The following is an 18,913-nucleotide window of genomic DNA, read 5'->3' as shown; positions in this document are numbered from 1 at the left end:
CAGGAGACATCGCAAATGAAAAAAGAATCCATGTTCGCCATCGCCATGGCGCTTTCCGGTGCAGCGTCTGCCCAATCGTCGGTGACACTGTTCGGAGTCGTCGATGCCGGCGTGAGCCACTACTCGACCGTCAGTTCGCCCTACGGCCTGAATGCGCTTGCCGCGCCGGGCAATGTCACTCAGAGTCAGTGGGTTCTTTCTCCCTCCGGGTACGCGTCCAGCCGCATCGGATTTCGAGGCACGGAAGATCTGGGCGGAGGATTGGCAGCCAGCTTCTGGCTGGAGGCGCCGGTGAGCAACGACACCGGCGCGAGTGCCATTGCCAATTTCGGCCGCCGCTCGACAGTCAGCCTGTCCGGGACTTTCGGTGAAGTTCGCCTGGGCCGGGACTACACCGCCAGCTTCTGGAATGACGCCGTATTCGATCCCATGACCGTCAACGGCGTCGGCACCAATCTGATCGCCGTGGTCAACAGCAACCTGGCGAGCTATCGTGCGCTGGCAACCGGCGGCCTTCTCAACGGTGGACTCTCCGCGGGAACCGACAGCTATCTGCGCACCAGCAACTCGATCGGCTACTTCCTGCCGCCCGACCTCGGGGGCTTCTACGGGCAGGTGCAGTACGCTTTCCCGGAGAACGTGAAATCCACGCTGGCCACTGCGTCTTCGGGCGCTCGCGGACGCTACGTCGGTGGCCGCTTCGGCTGGACCAACGGTGCAGCCGACGTGGCCCTGGCCTACGGCGAGAGCACCGTCGCGGACACGGCGACGGCGGCAGAAAAGATCAAGACGGTCAACCTGGGAGGCTCCTACGACTTCGGTGTCGCCAAGGTGTTTGCGGAACTGTCCCGGGTGAAAGACCAGCGAGGCAAGTTTCCGTCTCCCCTGATCGACGACAAGTACAACGGCGCGCTGATCGGCGTGACGATCCCCATCGGGGCAGGCATGGTGCGAGCCTCCTATGGCAACGTGAAATTCGACAATGGCGCCTCGAGCCTGGACGCCGATGCCTCGGTCAACAAGCTGTCGCTGGGCTATGTCTACAACCTGTCGAAGCGGACGGCGCTCTACGCGACGGTGGCCCGGATCAATATCAAGGATGGCCGCAACAACCCCACCGTCATGGGCGTGACCCCGTTGGTGCTGAGCAATCCGGCCATCTTTCCGCAACCGGCCTTTCTTTCGACACCGGGCTGGCAGCCTCACAGCGCCATGGGCTATGACTTCGGCATTCGGCATGCCTTCTGATCGGCTGGGCCGATCGCTGAACCTTCAGATGCACGGAGCCCACGCATGACGGCCCGCACGCAAGAACCGTGGAGACAGCCAGGGATCCATTCTCTGGACAGGGTCGTACCGACAGGGCAGGACGATTACCTGATCGGCAAGGGGCAAGCCTGGTTTGCCTTTGCCATGACCTTCGGGCTCATGCTGTTCGATTACATCGATCGGCAGGTGATCGTTTCGCTCTTCCCCCACATCAAGAGCGAATGGGGGTTGAGCGACAAACAACTGGGTGCGCTGGTTTCCATCATTTCGATCGTTGTGGCGGTGGGTGGAATTCCGGTGTCCTTGATGGCAGATCGCGTGAGCCGGGTGAAGAGCATCGTTGTCATGTCGACCGTGTGGAGCCTTGCCACCATCTCCTGCATGTTCACTGCCAACTTCGGCCAGCTGTTTGCCGCGCGAGCGGCGGTGGGAGCGGGTGAAACCGGCTATGGCTCGGTGGGTGCGGCGTTGATCTCGACGCTGTTTCCCAAACGCTTGCGCGGAGCTCTTCTGGGGGCCTTCTTCGCCGCTGCGTCACTGGGTTCGGTGCTGGGTGTCGTGTTGGGCGGCGTGATCGCGGCCCGCTGGGGTTGGAAGGCCGCCTTTGGCGTGGTCGGTGTCCCAGGCCTTGTATTGGCCTTGCTCTATATGCTGGTGCCGGACTACAAGACCGTGGCGCTCACACCGCGGTCGAACCAGGCCGCCCAGTCGCTGGGAGAGACACTCAGGCACACCTTCGGCACCCTGGCGCGAACCCGCACCCTCCTGTGGGTCTGCGTGGGCGCTGCCATGCAGCTTGTCGTGGTCTCCGCCGTATGGTCGTGGCTGCCGAGCTATCTCAGCCGCTTCGACGGCATGGCGCCAGAGGCTGCTGCCGGGCAGGCCGCCATGGTCGTGCTGATCGGCGCGCTGGGTTGCGTCTTCTGGGGCTTTGTGGTGGATCGAGTGGCGATACGCCGTCCACGTAGAAAACTCGCAGCGTTGGCTGTGCTGTGCCTGATCACCGTGGCGATTTTCCTGACGGCCTTTGCCGCTTTCCCGCCGGGCGAGGCGCAATTCAAGCTGATATTGCTGGGCGGCTTCTTCATGACCTGCACGGTGGGTGTGGTCTCCGGCGTGGTCATCGACGTCATTCACCCCGGCACGCGCTCCACGGGCTCCGCCGTGCTCTCGCTGTTCCAGAACCTCTTCGGCCTGGCCGTCGGGCCGTTCCTGGTGGGTGCGCTGTCGGACCGGTGGGGTCTGCAACACGCTCTGGCCGTGGTGCCTTGCTTCAGCATACTGGCCGCCGTGGCCTTTGTCTGGTGCGCGCGAAGCTATGACATGGACGTGGCCAGAGTGTCCGGCGTGTCGCTCTCGGTCGTCGACCATTGATGGCGCCGCTCTGCAATCCGTGAGCGGTTGCTGTCATGAAAAGCCAAGTGCCAGACGTGCAATGTCAAGCACGAAACAACGCAAAGCCGGACGATGCGGTCTTCACTTCAGACTTCCGGCATCCACCGCTTCAAGGAGACAACACACCATGGCTGTAGTCGTTAAATTTCACGAGACCGGCGGGCCCGAAGTACTTCGTTTCGAGGACGTTGCCGTCGGCGATCCGGGACCTGGCGAGGTGCGCCTGCGGCATGAAGCCGTCGGCCTCAATTTTGCCGACACCTACTTCCGCCGTGGCACCTACCCGGTTCCGCTGCCCAGCGGCCTCGGCAACGAGGCCGCCGGCGTGGTCGAGGCCGTCGGTGCCGGCGTGACCGATCTGGCGGTGGGCGACCGCGTGACCTACACGGGTTTCACGAACACGCTGGGCGCCTACAGCACCGAGCGGCTGATCTCCGCCGCGCTGCTGATCAAGCTGCCGGAGGCCATCGGCTGCGAGGCTGCGGCGGCCATGACCATGCGGGGCCTGTCCGCCGCCTACCTGGTGCGCCGGATCTATCCGTTCAAGGCGGGCGACACGGTGCTGTTGCATGCTGCCGCCGGCGGCGTCGGCCTGATCGTTTCGCAGTGGGCCAAATTGCTCGGGCTGACGGTGATCGGCACGGTCTCGACCGATGCCAAGGCCGAAGTGGCGCGCGCCCACGGCTGCGACCACACGATCAACTACAGCCATGAGGATGTGGCCAAGCGCGTGCGCGAGCTGACGGGCGGGGTGGGCGTGTCGGTGGTCTTCGACAGCGTCGGCAAGACCACCTTCATGGCCTCGCTGGACTCCCTCAAGCGCCGTGGCCTGATGGTCTGCGTCGGCACCGCTTCCGGCACGATCCCGCCCTTCGATCCGCAGATTCTGGCCCGCAAGGGATCGCTCTACCTGACCCGCCCGGGCCTGGCGGACTACATCGCCGATCCGGCCGAAAAAGCGGAACTCGTCGATGAACTGTTCGGCCACGTGGCGGCCGGCCGCATCCGCATCGAGATCAATCAGCGCTATGCCCTGCGGGATGCCGTGCGGGCACACCAGGACCTGGAGGCTCGCAAGACCACAGGCTCCTCCATTTTCGTGATTTGAGTGCTCCACGCTTCAAGGTGAACGGCCATGATTCAGAATTTGTTGAAACTCCGACGCTTCGCAATCATTGCACTGTGCTGGTTCGCGGCGGTATCGCCTGCGCTGGCACAGCAATGGCCGGACAAACCCATTCGACTGATCGTCCCTGCGCCGCCCGGCGGCATCTCCGACGCAGTGGCCCGGCTGATCGCCGAACAGCTGCGGGCGAATCTCGGTCAGTCGGTGGTGGTGGAAAACAAGCCGGGTGGCTCGGCCGTGGTGGCCGAGCGGGCCGTCATGAATGCGCCTGCCGATGGGTACACCTGGATGGTCGGGCCATCGAGCGTGCTGTCCGACATACCGCTGACCGTGAAGACGCCGTACGACCCGCTCAAGACATTCACCTATGTGGCAGAGGCCAGCAGCATGCTCCATGTGCTGGTGGCCAACGCGAATTTCCCGCCGAACAATGTCAAGGAACTGCTGGACTACGCCAAGCGCAATCCCCGCTCGGTGAGCGTCGCGAACCTCAGCGTCGGCACGCGCTCGAATCTTCTCGGTGAAATGCTCAGGGAAAAGAGCGGCAACAACATGCTGGTCGTTCCGTACAAGGGTTCGGCGCCGGCCATGGTCGATCTGCTGGGGAACCAGGTTCAACTCACCTTCGAAGTCGTGAGCAACGTGGTCCCGCTCGTCAAGAGCGGCAAGCTGAAGGCACTGGCCATCGCCTCGCCGTCGCGCTCTCAGTATCTGCCCAATGTGCCGAGTTTCGGTGAAGTCGGACTGCCTGATTTTGTCCTTCCCCACGCGAGCGTCGGTGCGTTTGTTCTGAGCAGCACGCCCAAGCCGCTGATCGATCGGATCCAGAGCGAGATGGCGAAGGTCGTTCGCGCGCCCAAGTTCCGCGAGGCATTGACGGCGCAAGGCCTGGATCTGCCGCAAGAGGCCTCGGCAGACCAGCTTCACCAGATCCTGGCGACGACCATGGCCCACAACAAGGAAATCATCGAAAAGCTTCAGCTCAAGATCAATCCTGAGTGAGCTTTTCAAGCGCGGCCGGGCCTCGTCAGTTCCTTGCGAATCGAGTCGCCAGGCGCTGGCAGCATTCGAGAAATGGTGCGATGAGCGGCGACGGGCTGCGGCTGGACGAAGTGATGGCGCCGATGGTGCGGTAGGCGGCGCTGCTCGCGATGCGCCGATAGCTCAGGCCCGTCGTGTCGATGTTGCGGATGAACGATTCGGGAAGCTCGCCGACGCAGAGTTTGGCCGCGATCAAGCCCAGCATCGTGCCGACGTGAGCGACTTCGAACGCCGGGCGAAGACGCACGCCGTAGCGTGCGTACTGCGCGTCCACGAGTTGCCGGACGCTGCTGCTCTGGTTCACGACCACATGCGCATACGGCTGCACGTCGCGCCATCTCACGGTCGCCCGCGATGCCAGCGGATGACTCGGGTGGCACACGAGGACCAGATGATCGCGGAAGAGTTCGAGCTGCCGGAGGTCCGCGGCCTTCGGCACCACGGGTGACAGGGCCAGGTCCGCCACGCCGCTGCGAACCAGGCCGACGCTCAGGTCGGACAACTCGTCGTGCAGTTCGACATCGACCTCCGGATGATCGCGTGCGAATTCGGCGATCGCCTGCGGTGCGAAGGAGGCGGCCATGGACGGTGCCGCTGCAATCACCAGCCGCCCACGCTTTCCCGAGACGAAGTCCTGCATCCTGGCCAATGCCATGTCCATGTTCTCCGCCATCGCCGAAGCGACCTTGAAGAACTCCTGGCCCACCGCGGTCATCGACACCTTGCGCGTATGCCGGTCGAACAGACGCGCCCCCATCGATTCCTCGAGCCGCTTCACGTTGGCGCTCAGCGCCGGTTGCGACAGGTGGCAGTCCCTTGCCGCCTGGCTGAAGCTCAGGGTCCTGGCGACGGCGAGAAAGATCTCTACTTGGCGTAGCGAGACATTCATCTTCTAGGTGGATAAATACATCGAAAAATCGAAATAGACGGATAAGTGCGCCGCCATTATCTTTGCGGAACCCGAAACGGATACACAGGAAATTCCCATGACCCCCACAGCTGAAGCCTCGACCGTTCCGGCGGTTCATCCCACTGGCGCCGCGCTGGGCGCGGACATCGGCAACGTCGACCTCAACGACGATCTCGATGCGCAGCAGGTCAGCGCCATCCGCGCGGCCTGGAACGACCATCTGGTGCTGAGGTTCCGCGGCCAGGAAAGCCTGACGCTCGAAGGCCTGGCCGCGTTCTCGCGGCACTTCGGCACGCTGGACAAGCGGCCCACCGTCAGCTTCGACATGAGCCGCGAGCACGATGCACTGCCGCCGGACATCACGGTGATCTCGAACGTCAAGGTCGAGGGCAAGCCGCTCGGGGCACTGGGCGATGGCGAGGCCGTCTGGCACGCCGACATGACCTACAACGAGCGCCCTCCCAAGGGGGCCTGCCTCTACGCCGTCGAGGTGCCGCCGAGCGGGGGCAACACGCATTTCTCCAACATGTACCTGGCCTACGAAACGCTGGACCCCGTGTTGCGGGAGCAGATCCGCGACCTTCGCTGCATCCACGATGCGAGCCGCAACAGCGCGGGCGAATTGCGCCTGGGCTTCGTCGACAACACGGACCCGCGCCAGACCGTCGGCGCGTCGCATCCGCTGGTGTCGGTCCACGAGGGCAGCGGCCGCCGATGCCTGCTGCTAGGACGCCGCCGCAACGCGTACGTCGTGGGCATGGACCTCGCCGACAGCGAGGCGCTCCTCGATCGCCTGTGGGCGCATGCGACACGGCCGGAATTGACCTGGACCCAGGTGTGGAAGGTGGGCGACGTGATGATGTGGGACAACCGCTGCACCATGCACCGCCGCGACGCCTTCGACCCCCATTCGCGGCGCCTCATGTACCGCACGCAGATTGCCGGCGGCACCGCGGACTGAGGCGGACCGGCCGATGAAGATCGAACACGCCTGCGTGCGGCAACTGCAACTGCCGCTCGTCACGCCCTACAAGGTCTCGCTCCTGACGATGCGGGTCTTCGACCCCTTCGTCGTCGAGATCCGCGACACGGAAGGGCGCAGCGGCTTCGGCGAGGCGCTGATCGTGCCGGGCTACACCCACGAGACCGTGGAAGGCTCCTGGCGTCTGTGCCTGAGCCTCGCGCAGCGCATCGTCGGGCTCGAGGCCGGGGAGGCGAGGGCGCTTGCGCGTGCGGCCGTGCAGGACGGCGTCGGCGCCGCGAGCGCCGTGCTGGCTGCGCTCGACATGGTGGCCGGCCACGCCCGACTGGCGCCCGGCGCCGATACCCGCGTGCCGCTGCTGGCGCCCTTGCACTCGGAGGATCGCGGCGCGTTGGCCGAGGAAATCGAGGCCACGCTGGCGCGCGGATACCGCACCCTGAAGGTCAAGGTGGGCTTCGATTGGACGAAGGATCTTCGGCAGGTCGAGACCATCCAGCAGCTCGTGCGCGGCCGCGCCACGCTGCGACTGGACGCCAACCAGGGCTTCGACTCGGCCGACGGCATCGCGTTCGCGAAACGGCTGTCGCCGCAGGGCATCGAACTCTTCGAGCAGCCTTGTTCGCTCGACGACTGGCGCGCCAATGCGGCCGTGGCGGCGAAGTCCACGGTGCCGGTGATGCTGGACGAGTCGATCTACGATGTCGCCGACATCGATCGCGCGGCCGCGATCGATGGTGTCGGCTTCGTCAAGCTCAAGCTGAAGAAGATGGGCAGCATCGACATGCTGCTGGACGGGCTCGCCCGCATTCGCGCCAACGGCCTCACGCCCGTGCTGGGCGACGGCGTCTCGCTGGAGATCGGCTGCTGGATGGAGGCCTGCGTCGCTGCCGGCACCATCGACAACGCCGGCGAGATGAACGGCTTCCTCAAGACCCGCGACCGCGTCTTCGAAAACCCGCTGCCCTTCGCCGATGGTGCGATCACGCTGCCGGGCGGCTATGCGCCGCGCATCGACCGCGACCTGCTCGCACGCTGCACGCTGAGAGAGGCGACCTTCGACGACCGCGTTATCGCGGTCTGACGACAAGACCATCGTGCGGAACCCCGCGCGGATCGGAGACAAGATGAAAACACCCGCCGGAATTCCTGCCCTTCTGCTTGGCGCCCTGACGATGCTGCTGGCGCCCATGCCGGGCCATGCCCAGCCGGGCAAGTACCCGAGCAAGCCTGTCGTCATGGTGGTGGCCGGACCGCCGGCCGGTGGCACCGACGCGATCGCCCGCGTTCTCTCGGCCGAGCTGTCGCAATCGCTCGGACAGAGCATCGTGGTCGAGAACCGTTCGGGCGCGGGCGGCATTATCGGCACCAAGGTCGTCGCGCAAGCCGCGCCGGACGGCTACACGCTGCTGATCGGCCAGGTCGCCACGAATGCGATCGTTCCGGCGCTGATCAAGCCGCGGCCCTACGACCCCATCGGCGACTTCGTCCCGGTGAGCCTGGTGGGCACGGCGCCCGATCTGCTGGTCGTCTCGGCGAAGAGCGGCATCCATTCGCTCCCGGAACTGCTGGCCAGGGGCCGGGCCGGCACTCCGCTCACCTATGCCTCCCCCGGCATCGGCTTGCCGCAGCACATCGCGGGCTTCGCCCTGGCCAAGGCCTCCGGCGTGCCGATGCAGCATGTGCCCTACCGGGGCAGCGCGCCGGCTCTGACCGACCTGATTGGCGGCCAGGTGTCGATGATGTTCGTCACGCCCGGCGCGGTGGTGCCCTTCCTCAAGTCAGGGCAACTCAGGGCCATTGCCATCACCTCGCCGCAGCGCAGCCGCTTCTTTCCGCAGGTGCCCACCGTGGCGGAACTGGGCTTTCCTTCGGTCGTGGAGTCCGGCTGGTTCGGGATGTTCGCGCCCGCCGGAACACCCGTGCCCGTGATCGAGCAGCTCAGCGCGCGAATCGGCCAGGCACTGGCCAGGCCGCAGGTCCGCGAGAAGCTGGAGGCGATGTACCTGGAGCCGTCGAACGATGCGTCGCCGGTGAAGTTCGCCGCCTTCGTCAAGGCCGAGGTGGGCCAGTGGGCCGACGTGGTGGACAAGCTCGGTGTGAGCGCCGAGTAGCGCACGAAAAATCCGTGCAAGGAGACAAGACATGACATTCAACAAGCGGGCGGCGCTGCGTCTTCTGGCCGCGACAGCGGCCTGGGCGGCTTTGGCTGCGTTCGGCCAGGGCGACTATCCGAGCAAGCCGGTGCAGGTCGTGGTGGCATATCCGGCCGGCGGCGGCACGGACATCCTCGCGCGCATCGTCACCAGGGAACTCGACAAGGCGTTCGGGCAGTCCTTCATCGTGATCAACAAGCCGGGCGCCTCCGGCGTCATCGGCACGGCGATGGTGGCCCGCGCGGCGCCCGACGGCTACACGCTGCTGATCGACACCGGAAACGTCACGCTGCGACCTGCGATCGAACCGGCCACGCCGTTCAAGCCGAAGGACTTCACGCCGGTCGCACTGCTGACCGAAACGCCGGTTGCGCTGGCGGTCAATGCCAGCGTGCCGGTGACCAGCGTCGCCGAACTGGTGGCCTACAGCCATGCGAATCCCGGCAAGATCAACTACGCATCGACCGGGCCCGGGTCACCGCAGAACCTGGTCACCGAGCTCATGAAGATCAAGGCCGGCGTCGATTGGCAGGAGATCCCGTACCAGGGTGGCGGACCCGCGCTCAACGACCTCAATGCGGGTCGGGTACAGCTCATGTTCAGCAACCCGGTGACCCTGATGCCCTATGCCAATACCCATCGCCTCAAGGTGCTGGCCGTGACCTCGCGCGAGCGCCTCCCGGCGCTCGAGAGCGTGCCGACCATGGCGGAGTCGGGTCAGCCCGAGCTCGACATCGGTTTCTGGAACGGGGTCGTCGCGCCCGCCGGCACGCCTGCACCGATCGTCGCCAGACTGTCCGATGCGCTTCTGAAGATCATGAAGCTGCCCGAGGTGCGGGCTGCGCTGCTCCGGCAGGGCAGTGTCCTGATGCCGCTGGGACCGGAGCCGTTTGCGCACTACATGGCCGAGGACACTGCGCGCTGGGAGCGTGTGGCCAAGACCATCCGATACAAGCCCCTCCAATAGAAGGCCGGCGAATGAAACTGGGATCGTTCCTGATCGATGGCCGCGCGAGCTTCGGTGTGGTCACCGACGCCGGCATGGTGGACCTGGGCGCGCGCCTGGCCGATCGCTTTGCGGATCTGCGCGGCCTGCTGGCGGCGCCGGACGGGCTTCGCCAGGCCCGGCAACACGCAGAGGGCAGGCCTGAGGTGCTGCCGCTGCAGAGTCTGACGTATTTGCCGGTGATCACGAATCCGGCCAAGATCTTCTGCATCGGCGTGAACTATGCGGACCACCTCGAAGAGACCCGCATCCGCAAGGCCGACCATCCCACGGTCTTTCTGCGCTACGCGGAATCGCAGGTCGGTCATGGGCAGCCGATGCTGTTGCCGCGCGAATCCTCGCAGTTCGATTTCGAAGGCGAGGTGGCGTTGATCATCGGCAAGGGAGGGCGCCGCATCGCAGCCGGCGACGCCTGGGCGCACGTCGCAGGCTACAGCTGCTACAACGACGGATCCATGCGCGATTGGCAGTTCCACACCACGCAATGGGGGCCGGGCAAGAACTTCGCCGCGTCCGGCGCGTTCGGGCCGTGGATGACGACGGCCGATGAACTCGACCCTGCCACGAATCCACTCACGCTGACGACCCGTCTGAACGGGACGGTGGTCCAGCATTCCGACACCAGCCTGCTCATCTTCCGGATCCCCGAACTCATCGCCTACTGCTCCACCATCCTGCCGCTGGCAGCTGGCGACGTGATCGTCACCGGCACGCCGGGTGGGGTCGGCATGGCCCGGAATCCGCCACGCTTCCTGCAGGCGGGCGACGAGATCGAGGTGGAGGTCAGCGGCGTGGGCACGCTTCGCAATACGGTCGAGGCGGATTGAGGAGCCCCGGTCGGCCTCCCGCTCGTGATGCGGCAACTGGCGCTGCGAGTCAGTCTTCCCGGAAGCTGCATGGAGTTATCGAAGAGAAGCGAGCGCGTCCGGCCGAAGCACATAGACCGAGCCGTCGGCCTTCTTCTGTATCAAGTCCTGTCTCTCGAACAACTCCAATGTTTGAGAAACCCATTGCCGGGTCGATCCAATCATGCCCGCCAGCTGACCGTGCGTCAGACGGATGCTGCGGCCGCTTCCGCTGGTTGCCAGCATGGCCAGCAGACGCGCCAGCCTTACCTTCATGGAGTGCGTTGCCAGAAGCTGGAGAAGGGCTGAATAGCATTCGGACTTGTGGACCAGTGCATCGAGAAGCGCAATGGCAAGGTCGGACCTTTGCTCGACCAGCTTCCTGAGTTCCTTGCCCGGCAGAAAAACACAGCGCGTCGGACCCTGGGCTTCGGAGGTCCATGCATGCTGTCCGCCCCCGAACAATTGAGGGCCGCCGACATAATTGCCCTCGCCCCAGAAGCCAAGGGTCAGTTCGCGGCCATCTTCCGAGACATAGTACGAGCGCACCACGCCTGTCTCGATCACGAAGATTCCGTCGTGGCGATCTCCCTGCTTGAAGAGAAGGTCGCCTGACGCGAACGATCGATTTCGCCCCAGCAAGAGCAGGGCGTCTCGCGTGGGCGAACTCAGTTCCGAAAGCAAGGGAGACGCCGGAAGCGGGAGCCGTGTGGGCTGCGCAAGAAAGGTCGTCTGAGTGACGGCGGCCGGTGCTCGGCGAGCGGACTTCTCCATGGCCGCTGATTATGGCCCCGCACCAAGGCTTGCTCGAGTCAGCACGCGGATCGACTCCGCCGCGCACCGTGGAATTGCTGCTCAGGCACGGGTTCGTCTACGAGAGCAATCTGATGGGGAATGACTACACCCCGTACCGGGCGCGCACGCCCGACACCATCGACATTCAAAAGCCATTGAAGTTCGGTGACGCGACGCCGCTCATCGAAATCCCGGTGAGCTGGTCCTTGGATGATGCGCCCCACTTCGAGCTGGTTCGAACGCCGAACTGGGTACAGCCGGGGCTGATGAACGCGACGAACGTGCTCGAGAACTGGGTTCATGACTTCCTGTATATGGCCGACACCACCGCATGGGGCGCGGTGACCTATACCTTCCATCCCTATTGCACCGGCAGAGGGCACCGAATGATCGTTCTGGAAAAGCTGATCCAGCAACTGATCAGGAAGGACGCCGTGTTCTTGCGGATGGATGAACTGGCCGGTGAGTACGACGAGCAAGCGCCATTCTCGCGGGCCGTGCACGCCGCGCGGTAGTGCCGGCAATTAGTTGCTGGTCAAGATTCCGCAGGCCGAAGAACAATGCTTCGGCCGTCCAACGATATCCAGCAAGGAGTCCTTATCTTGAGCACAGTCGAGAAGCCATCCCTCACTCTGACCCGCCGCCGCGCCCTCGCGGCCGTGGCGTCCGCCGCGCTCCCTTGCACCGGTGCATGGGCGCAAGGCGGATTTCCCTCCAAGACGATCACGATCGTCGTGCCCTATCCCCCGGGCAGTGCGAGCGATCTGCTCGCGCGCATGCTGCAGCCGCGGCTGGCGGACGCGTTCAAGCAAGCCGTGATCATCGAGAACAAGGGGGGCGCGTCCACGAACATCGGGACCGAGTACGTGTCCAGAGCCGCTCCGGATGGGCACACCATTCTCTTCCAGGCGCCCAATATCGCAACCAACGAGTTTGCCTTCGGCGGCCTGCATTGGAAGCGGGAAGACTTCGCGCCCGTCGCGCTCATGGTCCGTTGGTCGAATGTTCTGGTGGCGGGGCCCAGTGCGCCGACCCGCGATCTCCGGCAACTTGTCGCAGTGAGCAAGTCTTCGGACGGATTGAACTACGGCACGCCCGGCGTCGGTTCGCTTTCCCACCTCGCGGTGGAGATGCTGAAAGCCCGAACGGGGTTGCGAATGGAGCACATCACGTTCACCGGCACGGCGCCGATGATCACAGCGCTCGTCGGCGGCCACATTCAGTATGGCGTGACGAATCCGGCGTCGTTCATGAGCCAGGTCAAGGACGGAAAGCTGGCGCCGATGGTCGTTCTCAGCACCCAGAGGGACGCCACCACGCCCGATGTGCCGACGCTTGCGGATTTCGGGATCACCGGCATCGAATCGAACGGATGGCTCGGCGCATTGGTGCCTGCTCGCACGCCTGCATCGGTCATCTCGACGATCAACACGGAGTTGCTCAAGGCCCTGCGTGCGCCGGAGATCGTGGCGAAACTCCGGGACAACTACCTCGAGGTCACTGGAAGCACCCCGGCGGAGTTCGCGCATTTCATGGTCACCGAGAACGCCAAGTGGGGAGAGGCATTCAAGACGGCGGGCATCAAGCCCCAGTGACGCGGCAATGTCGAAGAGCGTATTCGTGAGCAAAGACAAGCGAGGTCGATGATGAAGACAAGGATCGAGAACGGGACGGTGGTGCTTTGGCGTCACGGCAGGCACGAAGTCGTCGAAGACGGCGTGGTGCTGATGGATGGTGGCTCGATCGCTGCGGTGGGAACCCGCGCCGAAGTCCTCGAGCAGGCCGGTGCCGACGCGGATGCGTTGATCGATGCTTCGGGGCGTCTGGTCATCCCGGGCTTCGTCAACACGCACCTGCATGTCACCGATACGCCTTTCACGCGGGGCTATCTGGAAGAAGCCACGAACTTGAGCGTCGATGCGAAGGAAACCAACTACGGGACGCTCTACAGGATGCTGCCTGCGGTGCGTCATGCGATCGATCCCGAGGCGCAGTTGATCGCCGCGGAATGCGCCCTTGCGGAGTTGGCGCGCACCGGCTCGACGACCGTGGTGGAACTTGGCTACGACTACGAGGTCGGCGGCGATGGTGACATCCGGATCACCGAGAAGATCGCCGAGACCGCCATGCGCGTCGGTCTGCGGATGTATTCCGGACCTCGCTATCGGGCCATGCATTACGGGCATGCACCGCAGGGAAAGGTCTGGTACGAGCACTACCCCTTCGAGGGCCGCAAGCGCTTTCGCGATTGCGTGGACTTCTGCACTTCCTGGGACGGACGCTTCGATGGCCGGCTGCGTACGCTGCTGGCGCCGGGCCAGATCGACACCTGCGATCCGGATCTGCTGCGGGAGACCCGGCGCGTCGCGAATGCGCACAAGCTGCTGATCCAGGTGCACGCCGGTCAGTCGCCCAACGAGTATCAGCGCATCGGCGCGGAATACGGCATGACGACTGTCGAGTACATGCAGCACACCGGACTGCTCGGGCCCGACATGATGATCGGCCACGGCCAGATCATGACGGCCGATGGGAATCTGGCATCGCTGAAGCCCGACGAAGTCGCCGCATTGCGCGATTCGCAGACGACCGTCGTGCACCTGCCGTGGGTCAAGGCCCGGCGCGGCGGCGTGATCAACTCCATTCACAAATACGCCGGGCTGGGCATTCGGCAGTCGCTCGGCACCGACACCTTCCCATTCGACATGTTCAACGACATGCGGATGGCTGCGACGGTGTGCCGCATTGTCGAACACTCCGCAGACGTCGCGCAGTCCAGGGACATCTTCACCATGGCCACCGCCGGCGGAGCCGATGCGTTGGGGCGTCCGGATCTGGGGCGGTTGGCTGCGGGGTGCAAGGCCGACGTGGTCCTGGTGCGCATCGACACCTTCAAGGCCTCGCCTCTCTATGACCCGTTCAAGTTCCTTGTGCTTGCGGCAACCGGCGAGGACGTCGACCAGGTGATCGTGGAGGGCCGGACGATCGTGAAGGGCGGCGAGCCCCTGCATGTGAACAGGCGGGAAGCCGTTCGCCGGCTCAACGATGCGGCCCATGCCGTGCATCGGAAGATCGCCCAGGAACTCGGCTGAGCCGAAGAAAAAGCGAATGTGCCCATGCTGTGGATTTGCGCGATCACCGTGTCCGGATTTCTGATTGGTGCGACGGGCATTGGTGGGGTGCTCGTCGTGCCGGTCCTTCATGAACTTCGGGGCATCGATTTTCGCGCGTCGATCGCGGCGGCATCGCTGGCATTCGGTCTTCCCGGCGTGATGGCGCTCTGGAGAATGCGAAGCGAGCGCGGTGTGCTCACGAAGGACGAACTGCTGCTGATCGGCGCCACCATTCCGGGCGCATTGCTTGGCGGACTGTTCGTGCATGCAGCCGAAACCCGTCTGCTGTTGGGCGCACTGGGGATCGCGACGCTCGCAAGCGGCTTCTGGGGATTGCGAAAGCAGAAAGCGACCGGGACCGCGCCGCCCTTGCCCGGAGCCCTGGCGTGCACCGCGGGATGTGCCGTGGGTTTCGGTTCCGCGTTGACAGGCACCGGCGGCCCGGTCGTCCTGTGGCCGGTCATGATGGCGGCGAGACAGGAACTGAGAAGTTCGCTGCTGGTGGCGCAGGCCATCCAGCTTCCGATTTCCATCTGCGCATCGGCCATCCACACGGCTTCCGGTGGCATCGATCTGAAGCTGAGCGCCATCGTCGGCGCCATCCTCGTCCTGGGTGCGCTGGCCGGCCAGACGGCCAGCGTGTTCCTGTCGGCCAGGCTGCTTCGAATGGCCGTTTGCCTGCTGCTCATCGCGACGGGAAGCTTCTACGTCTACCGTGTCCTGGCGTGATCCGCTCGGCATGAAATGAGCCACCCTACAATGCAGACACCATGATTCGCATCCGCGAAATCGACCATCTCGTTCTGCGTGTCGCAGATCTCGAAGCGATGCTTCGCTTCTACTGCGACGCCCTGGGATGCACCGTCGAGCGCCGCCAGGATGCATTGGGACTGGTTCAACTCCGCGCCGGCAGTTCGCTCATCGACCTGGTGCCGGTCGATGGCGAACTCGGTCGCGCCGGCGGCGCCGCGCCGGGGCCGCAGGGTCGAAACATGGATCATTTCTGCGTGCGGGTCGAGCCCTTCGACGAGGCGGAAATCCGGCAGCACCTGGGCCGCCATGGCTGCGCCGCCGGCGCCCTGGCGCAAAGGTTCGGCGCCGAGGGCGAAGGGCCGTCGATCTATGTCACGGATCCCGAGGGCAATGTGGTCGAGCTCAAGGGGCCGCCGAACCGCTGACCGAAACTAGACGAGGTGAGCGATGAGGACGAGCACGGATGCGGCCAAGGTCATGATGACGGCCAGGGCCCATGTCTGGCGCTGATGGCGATTCGTCTCGCGGTCGCTCTCCCGGAGCTGTTCGGTGAGCGCGCTGGATGAAAGGGGCGTCGGCCCGCTGCGATAGCCCTCGGGATCGGGCACTTCCAGCGTGAAGGTTCCGCTGGGGATTTCCGTCGCGTCCGCGTCCGGATTTTCACTGCGGCCATCGACCGCGTCGCTCCGAGATGTCATCCCCTGAGTTTCGCCCAAGGCTGCCCATCCGCACATCAAAGTCCCTTGCCCTCCATCGAAAAGGCACTTCCTCCTCCTGTCAGGCCGGCCTTTTTCCATCCGAGGTGATTACAACGACATGTAATCAAATGTCAGATGACGCGGCGGCCGGGGATCGCGTCGAAGTCCGACAGGCAACGGCGGCTTCGACGGGCAAAAGGCGGACACGCCCGGAGCCTTCGGCCGGAGAGAATCCCCGCATGATCTTCACACGCCGCCTGCGCGAGACGCTCGAAGGGATCGGCACGCGCGCGGGCATCACTTTCGCGGCCCGGCTGCCGGATGGCAGCGAGTTCGTCGCCGGCCAGGGCGCGCCGGCCTTCACGGCGGACTTTCATACCCGGGGCGCCCTGCTGGGCGTGCTTGCGCGCGGCCACATGGGCTTCGTCGAAGGCTATTTCAATCAGACGATCGACGTCGAAGGCGACCTCGGCGCTGCGCTGGCCGCCGGCATGGTGTCGCGCTTCGACCAGAGCGGCGGGCTCAACGCCCTCGAGAACCGGCTGCACGAATGGCGCCACTCGAACCGGGACCCAGGCCGCGCCAAGGACAACGCGCGCGCGCACTACGGGCTGGGCACGCCGTTCTACAAGCTCTGGCTGGACGAGGCGCTGATGATGTACACCTGCGGCTACTGGCCCGAAGGCACGCGCACGCTGGAGGAGGCACAGCGCAACAAGGTTGACCATGTGTGCCGCAAGATCCAGCTCCGGCAGGGCGAGCGTTTCATCGACATCGGCTGCGGCTTCGGCGGCTTCATGTTCAGGGCGCACGAGGCCTGCGGCGCCACCGGCGTCGGGCTCAATGCCGCCACCGAGCAGGTCGACTGGCTGCGCGACGAGATCGAGCGCCGCGGTCTCGGCGCCAGCCTGCAGGTGCGCGAGGCGGATTTCCGCGAGGTGGACGGCCCCTACGACAAGGTGGTGTCGATCGGCACCCTCGAGCATGCAGGCCGCGACCAGATTCCCGAGGTGGTTCGCGCGCATGCCGATTTCCTGAAGCCCGGCGGCCTCGGCCTGCTGCACTTCATCGGCCACGTCGGCCGTTTCGAGACCGAGCTTTTCATCCGCAAGCATGTCTTTCCCGGGGGCTGGATTCCGTGCCTGGCCGACGTGATCGTCGAGATGGAGCGCAGCGGTCTCGAGGTGATCGACATTGAGAACCTGCGCCGGCACTACGCGCCCACGCTGGACGCCTGGGCCGAGCGCTTCGAAGCGCGGTGGGATGCCATCCATGCGCTCGACCCGAAGCGCTTCGACGAACGCTTCCGGCGCATCTGGCGCACCTACCTGATCGGCTGCGCCGAGATGTTCCGCTCCGCGAACGGCTACACGCACCTGTTCCAGATCGTCTTCAGCAAGGGCAACGTGACGCGCTCGAACTATCCGATGAGCCGCGCGCACCTCTATGAACGCTGAGGCCGATGCCCATGCCGAGCGGAGGCAGCGGCTGCTGTCTGCGATCGGCGGCGCCATCGCGGCCGGCGGTGCGCCGCTCGGTCTCGCCAAGCGCACGTCGAATCTTTTCCGGGACCGTGCGGAAGGCGCCAGGCAGCGCCTCGATCTGAGCGAGTTCGATCACGTCATCGAGGTGGACAGCGCCGCCGGCCTGGTGCAGGTCGAAGGCATGACGACCTACGAATCACTGGTCGCGTCGACGCTCGCGCGCGGCGCGATGCCGGCCGTGGTGCCGCAGCTCAAGACGATCACGGTCGGCGGCGCGGTGGCCGGCGTCGGCATCGAAGCGACCTCGTTCCGGCACGGCCTGGTTCATCACACGCTGAAGGAGTTCGACGTGCTGCTGCCCGACGCGAGCATCGTCACCTGCACGCCCGACAACGCGCACCGCGATCTCTTCTTCGGCTTCCCGAATTCGTACGGCTCGCTCGGCTATGCACTGCGGCTGGTGCTGCGCACGCTGCCGGTCAAGCCTTGCGTGCGCGTGGAGCATGCGAGGCACGCGAACCCGGACGACTTCTTCGCCGCGCTCGCGCGTGCATGCGAAAGCGATGCCGACTTCGTCGATGGCGTCGTCTTCGGGCCGCAGTCGCTGGTGCTCAGCACGGCCCGCTTCGTGGACGAGGCATCGTCGCCGAGCGACTACGGCTTCGAGCGCATCTACTACCGCTCGCTGCTCGACACGCCGGTCGACCACCTGCGCACGCACGACTACCTCTGGCGCTGGGACACCGACTGGTTCTGGTGCTCGAAGAACTTCGGCGCCCAGCATCCCTGGGTGCGTCGCCTGTTCGGCCGCTCGCATCTGAACTCACGCACCTACACGCGGCTGATGCGGCTGAACGCGCGATGGGGCCTGACGAAGCGGCTGGCGCACTGGCGCGGCGTGGTCCCGGAGTCGGTGATCCAGGATGTCGACATTCCGATTGCCGCGGCACCGGCCTTTCTCGAATTCCTGCTGCGCGAGATCGGCATTCTCCCGATCTGGATCTGCCCTGTGCGCGCGCCCGACACGACATCGCCCTTCACGCTGTATCCGCTCGACGACGGCCTGTACCTGAACTTCGGATTCTGGGACGTGATCGAGAGCCGCGAGCCGCACGAGGCGGGCCACTTCAATCGCCTGCTCGAGCAGGAAGTGCTTCGGCTCGGCGGCATCAAGTCGCTCTATTCGGACAGCTTCTTCACCCGCGACGAATTCGCGCGCGCCTACGGCATGGCGTCCTATGAGGCGTTGAAGGCGCGCTACGACCCCGCGGGCCGCGCGCCGCATCTCTACGACAAGTGCGTGCTGCGCGCCTGACCGCTACCATCGGCCTTCATCCAAGGAA

19 protein-coding genes are annotated in these 18,913 nt (G+C 65.0%); 16 read left to right on the top strand and 3 right to left on the bottom strand.

Annotated elements, in window-relative coordinates:
* Positions 1-15: 15 nt before the first annotated feature.
* The 4 genes from E5P2_RS23645 to E5P2_RS23630 all read left to right on the top strand — a co-directional run bounded on the left by E5P2_RS23645 (position 16) and on the right by E5P2_RS23630 (position 4,792).
* A complete protein-coding gene (locus tag E5P2_RS23645) occupies positions 16-1,248 on the top strand; it encodes a porin (RefSeq protein ID WP_162569570.1) in 1,233 nt (410 codons plus the stop codon).
* Positions 1,249-1,293: 45 nt separating this feature from the next.
* Positions 1,294-2,643 carry an MFS transporter gene (locus tag E5P2_RS23640; protein WP_162569569.1) on the top strand — a complete coding sequence of 450 codons (1,350 nt, stop codon included), beginning with the start codon at positions 1,294-1,296 and terminating at the stop codon, positions 2,641-2,643.
* Positions 2,644-2,791: 148 nt separating this feature from the next.
* Positions 2,792-3,772, top strand: a complete 981-nt coding sequence (locus tag E5P2_RS23635) for a quinone oxidoreductase family protein (protein WP_162569568.1) — start codon at positions 2,792-2,794, stop codon at positions 3,770-3,772.
* A gap of 27 nt (positions 3,773-3,799) precedes the next feature.
* On the top strand, positions 3,800-4,792 hold the full coding sequence (locus E5P2_RS23630) for a Bug family tripartite tricarboxylate transporter substrate binding protein (protein ID WP_162569567.1): 993 nt from the start codon (positions 3,800-3,802) through the stop codon (positions 4,790-4,792).
* 25 nt (positions 4,793-4,817) lie between these two features.
* On the opposite strand, the gene E5P2_RS23625 is transcribed toward E5P2_RS23630, so the two are convergent.
* Positions 4,818-5,720, bottom strand: a complete 903-nt coding sequence (locus tag E5P2_RS23625; RefSeq protein ID WP_162569566.1) for a LysR family transcriptional regulator — start codon at positions 5,718-5,720, stop codon at positions 4,818-4,820.
* Positions 5,721-5,817: 97 nt separating this feature from the next.
* On the opposite strand from E5P2_RS23625, the gene E5P2_RS23620 reads away from it, so the two are divergent.
* The 5 genes from E5P2_RS23620 to E5P2_RS23600 are packed head-to-tail and all read left to right on the top strand — an operon-like array spanning position 5,818 to position 10,709.
* The gene (locus E5P2_RS23620; RefSeq protein WP_162569565.1) at positions 5,818-6,702 is read left to right on the top strand and encodes a TauD/TfdA dioxygenase family protein; all 885 of its coding nucleotides are present in this window, start codon (positions 5,818-5,820) and stop codon (positions 6,700-6,702) included.
* A 13-nt stretch (positions 6,703-6,715) separates the two neighbouring features.
* Positions 6,716-7,804: a mandelate racemase/muconate lactonizing enzyme family protein gene (locus E5P2_RS23615; protein WP_162569564.1), complete on the top strand. Its 1,089-nt coding sequence runs from the start codon at positions 6,716-6,718 to the stop codon at positions 7,802-7,804.
* A gap of 43 nt (positions 7,805-7,847) precedes the next feature.
* Complete coding sequence (locus tag E5P2_RS23610) at positions 7,848-8,834, top strand: Bug family tripartite tricarboxylate transporter substrate binding protein (protein ID WP_162569563.1); 987 nt, start codon at positions 7,848-7,850, stop codon at positions 8,832-8,834.
* A gap of 31 nt (positions 8,835-8,865) precedes the next feature.
* Positions 8,866-9,843 carry a Bug family tripartite tricarboxylate transporter substrate binding protein gene (locus E5P2_RS23605; RefSeq protein ID WP_162569562.1) on the top strand — a complete coding sequence of 326 codons (978 nt, stop codon included), beginning with the start codon at positions 8,866-8,868 and terminating at the stop codon, positions 9,841-9,843.
* 11 nt (positions 9,844-9,854) lie between these two features.
* Positions 9,855-10,709, top strand: coding sequence for a fumarylacetoacetate hydrolase family protein (locus E5P2_RS23600; RefSeq protein ID WP_162569561.1), 855 nt, complete (start codon positions 9,855-9,857; stop codon positions 10,707-10,709).
* Positions 10,710-10,784: 75 nt separating this feature from the next.
* On the opposite strand, the gene E5P2_RS23595 is transcribed toward E5P2_RS23600, so the two are convergent.
* Entirely contained in the window at positions 10,785-11,411 is a 627-nt protein-coding gene (locus tag E5P2_RS23595) for a Crp/Fnr family transcriptional regulator (RefSeq protein WP_162569560.1), read from the bottom strand.
* A 158-nt stretch (positions 11,412-11,569) separates the two neighbouring features.
* On the opposite strand from E5P2_RS23595, the gene E5P2_RS23590 reads away from it, so the two are divergent.
* From E5P2_RS23590 to E5P2_RS23570, 5 genes are all read left to right on the top strand, one after another.
* Positions 11,570-12,037 (top strand): hypothetical protein, encoded by a 468-nt coding sequence (locus tag E5P2_RS23590; RefSeq protein WP_162569559.1) that lies wholly within the window; start codon positions 11,570-11,572, stop codon positions 12,035-12,037.
* Between the two features lie 87 nt (positions 12,038-12,124).
* Positions 12,125-13,117, top strand: coding sequence for a Bug family tripartite tricarboxylate transporter substrate binding protein (locus E5P2_RS23585; protein WP_162569558.1), 993 nt, complete (start codon positions 12,125-12,127; stop codon positions 13,115-13,117).
* Between the two features lie 51 nt (positions 13,118-13,168).
* On the top strand, positions 13,169-14,614 hold the full coding sequence (locus E5P2_RS23580; RefSeq protein ID WP_162569557.1) for an amidohydrolase family protein: 1,446 nt from the start codon (positions 13,169-13,171) through the stop codon (positions 14,612-14,614).
* Positions 14,615-14,638: 24 nt separating this feature from the next.
* A complete protein-coding gene (locus E5P2_RS23575) occupies positions 14,639-15,364 on the top strand; it encodes a sulfite exporter TauE/SafE family protein (RefSeq protein WP_232077516.1) in 726 nt (241 codons plus the stop codon).
* Between the two features lie 41 nt (positions 15,365-15,405).
* Positions 15,406-15,813, top strand: a complete 408-nt coding sequence (locus tag E5P2_RS23570) for a VOC family protein (RefSeq protein WP_162569555.1) — start codon at positions 15,406-15,408, stop codon at positions 15,811-15,813.
* Positions 15,814-15,819: 6 nt separating this feature from the next.
* Here the strand turns inward: E5P2_RS23570 and E5P2_RS23565 are convergent, their stop codons facing one another.
* On the bottom strand, positions 15,820-16,104 hold the full coding sequence (locus E5P2_RS23565; protein ID WP_162569554.1) for a hypothetical protein: 285 nt from the start codon (positions 16,102-16,104) through the stop codon (positions 15,820-15,822).
* A 221-nt stretch (positions 16,105-16,325) separates the two neighbouring features.
* Between E5P2_RS23565 and E5P2_RS23560 the strand changes: the two genes are divergently transcribed.
* Both E5P2_RS23560 and E5P2_RS23555 read left to right on the top strand, forming a co-directional pair.
* A complete protein-coding gene (locus E5P2_RS23560; RefSeq protein ID WP_174262692.1) occupies positions 16,326-17,543 on the top strand; it encodes an SAM-dependent methyltransferase in 1,218 nt (405 codons plus the stop codon).
* Positions 17,533-18,885: an FAD-binding oxidoreductase gene (locus E5P2_RS23555; protein WP_162569553.1), complete on the top strand. Its 1,353-nt coding sequence runs from the start codon at positions 17,533-17,535 to the stop codon at positions 18,883-18,885. The genes E5P2_RS23560 and E5P2_RS23555 overlap by 11 nt, the downstream gene beginning before the upstream one ends.
* The last annotated feature ends 28 nt before the right edge of the window (positions 18,886-18,913 follow it).

Origin of the sequence: Variovorax sp. SRS16 (assembly GCF_901827165.1) — a bacterium.
Taxonomy (GTDB): Bacteria; Pseudomonadota; Gammaproteobacteria; order Burkholderiales; family Burkholderiaceae_C; genus Variovorax.
The sequence above is the reverse complement of the archived record's forward strand: the minus strand, read 5'-3'. Positions and strand labels throughout refer to the sequence as shown.

Coding starts and splice junctions, on each gene's coding strand:
- E5P2_RS23645 (WP_162569570.1), top strand. CDS start 16: ATGAAAAAAGAATCCATGTTCGCCATCGCCATGGCGCTTTCCGGTGCA.
- E5P2_RS23640 (WP_162569569.1), top strand. CDS start 1,294: ATGACGGCCCGCACGCAAGAACCGTGGAGACAGCCAGGGATCCATTCT.
- E5P2_RS23635 (WP_162569568.1), top strand. CDS start 2,792: ATGGCTGTAGTCGTTAAATTTCACGAGACCGGCGGGCCCGAAGTACTT.
- E5P2_RS23630 (WP_162569567.1), top strand. CDS start 3,800: ATGATTCAGAATTTGTTGAAACTCCGACGCTTCGCAATCATTGCACTG.
- E5P2_RS23625 (WP_162569566.1), bottom strand. CDS start 5,720: ATGAATGTCTCGCTACGCCAAGTAGAGATCTTTCTCGCCGTCGCCAGG.
- E5P2_RS23620 (WP_162569565.1), top strand. CDS start 5,818: ATGACCCCCACAGCTGAAGCCTCGACCGTTCCGGCGGTTCATCCCACT.
- E5P2_RS23615 (WP_162569564.1), top strand. CDS start 6,716: ATGAAGATCGAACACGCCTGCGTGCGGCAACTGCAACTGCCGCTCGTC.
- E5P2_RS23610 (WP_162569563.1), top strand. CDS start 7,848: ATGAAAACACCCGCCGGAATTCCTGCCCTTCTGCTTGGCGCCCTGACG.
- E5P2_RS23605 (WP_162569562.1), top strand. CDS start 8,866: ATGACATTCAACAAGCGGGCGGCGCTGCGTCTTCTGGCCGCGACAGCG.
- E5P2_RS23600 (WP_162569561.1), top strand. CDS start 9,855: ATGAAACTGGGATCGTTCCTGATCGATGGCCGCGCGAGCTTCGGTGTG.
- E5P2_RS23580 (WP_162569557.1), top strand. CDS start 13,169: ATGAAGACAAGGATCGAGAACGGGACGGTGGTGCTTTGGCGTCACGGC.
- E5P2_RS23575 (WP_232077516.1), top strand. CDS start 14,639: ATGCTGTGGATTTGCGCGATCACCGTGTCCGGATTTCTGATTGGTGCG.
- E5P2_RS23570 (WP_162569555.1), top strand. CDS start 15,406: ATGATTCGCATCCGCGAAATCGACCATCTCGTTCTGCGTGTCGCAGAT.
- E5P2_RS23560 (WP_174262692.1), top strand. CDS start 16,326: ATGATCTTCACACGCCGCCTGCGCGAGACGCTCGAAGGGATCGGCACG.
- E5P2_RS23555 (WP_162569553.1), top strand. CDS start 17,533: ATGAACGCTGAGGCCGATGCCCATGCCGAGCGGAGGCAGCGGCTGCTG.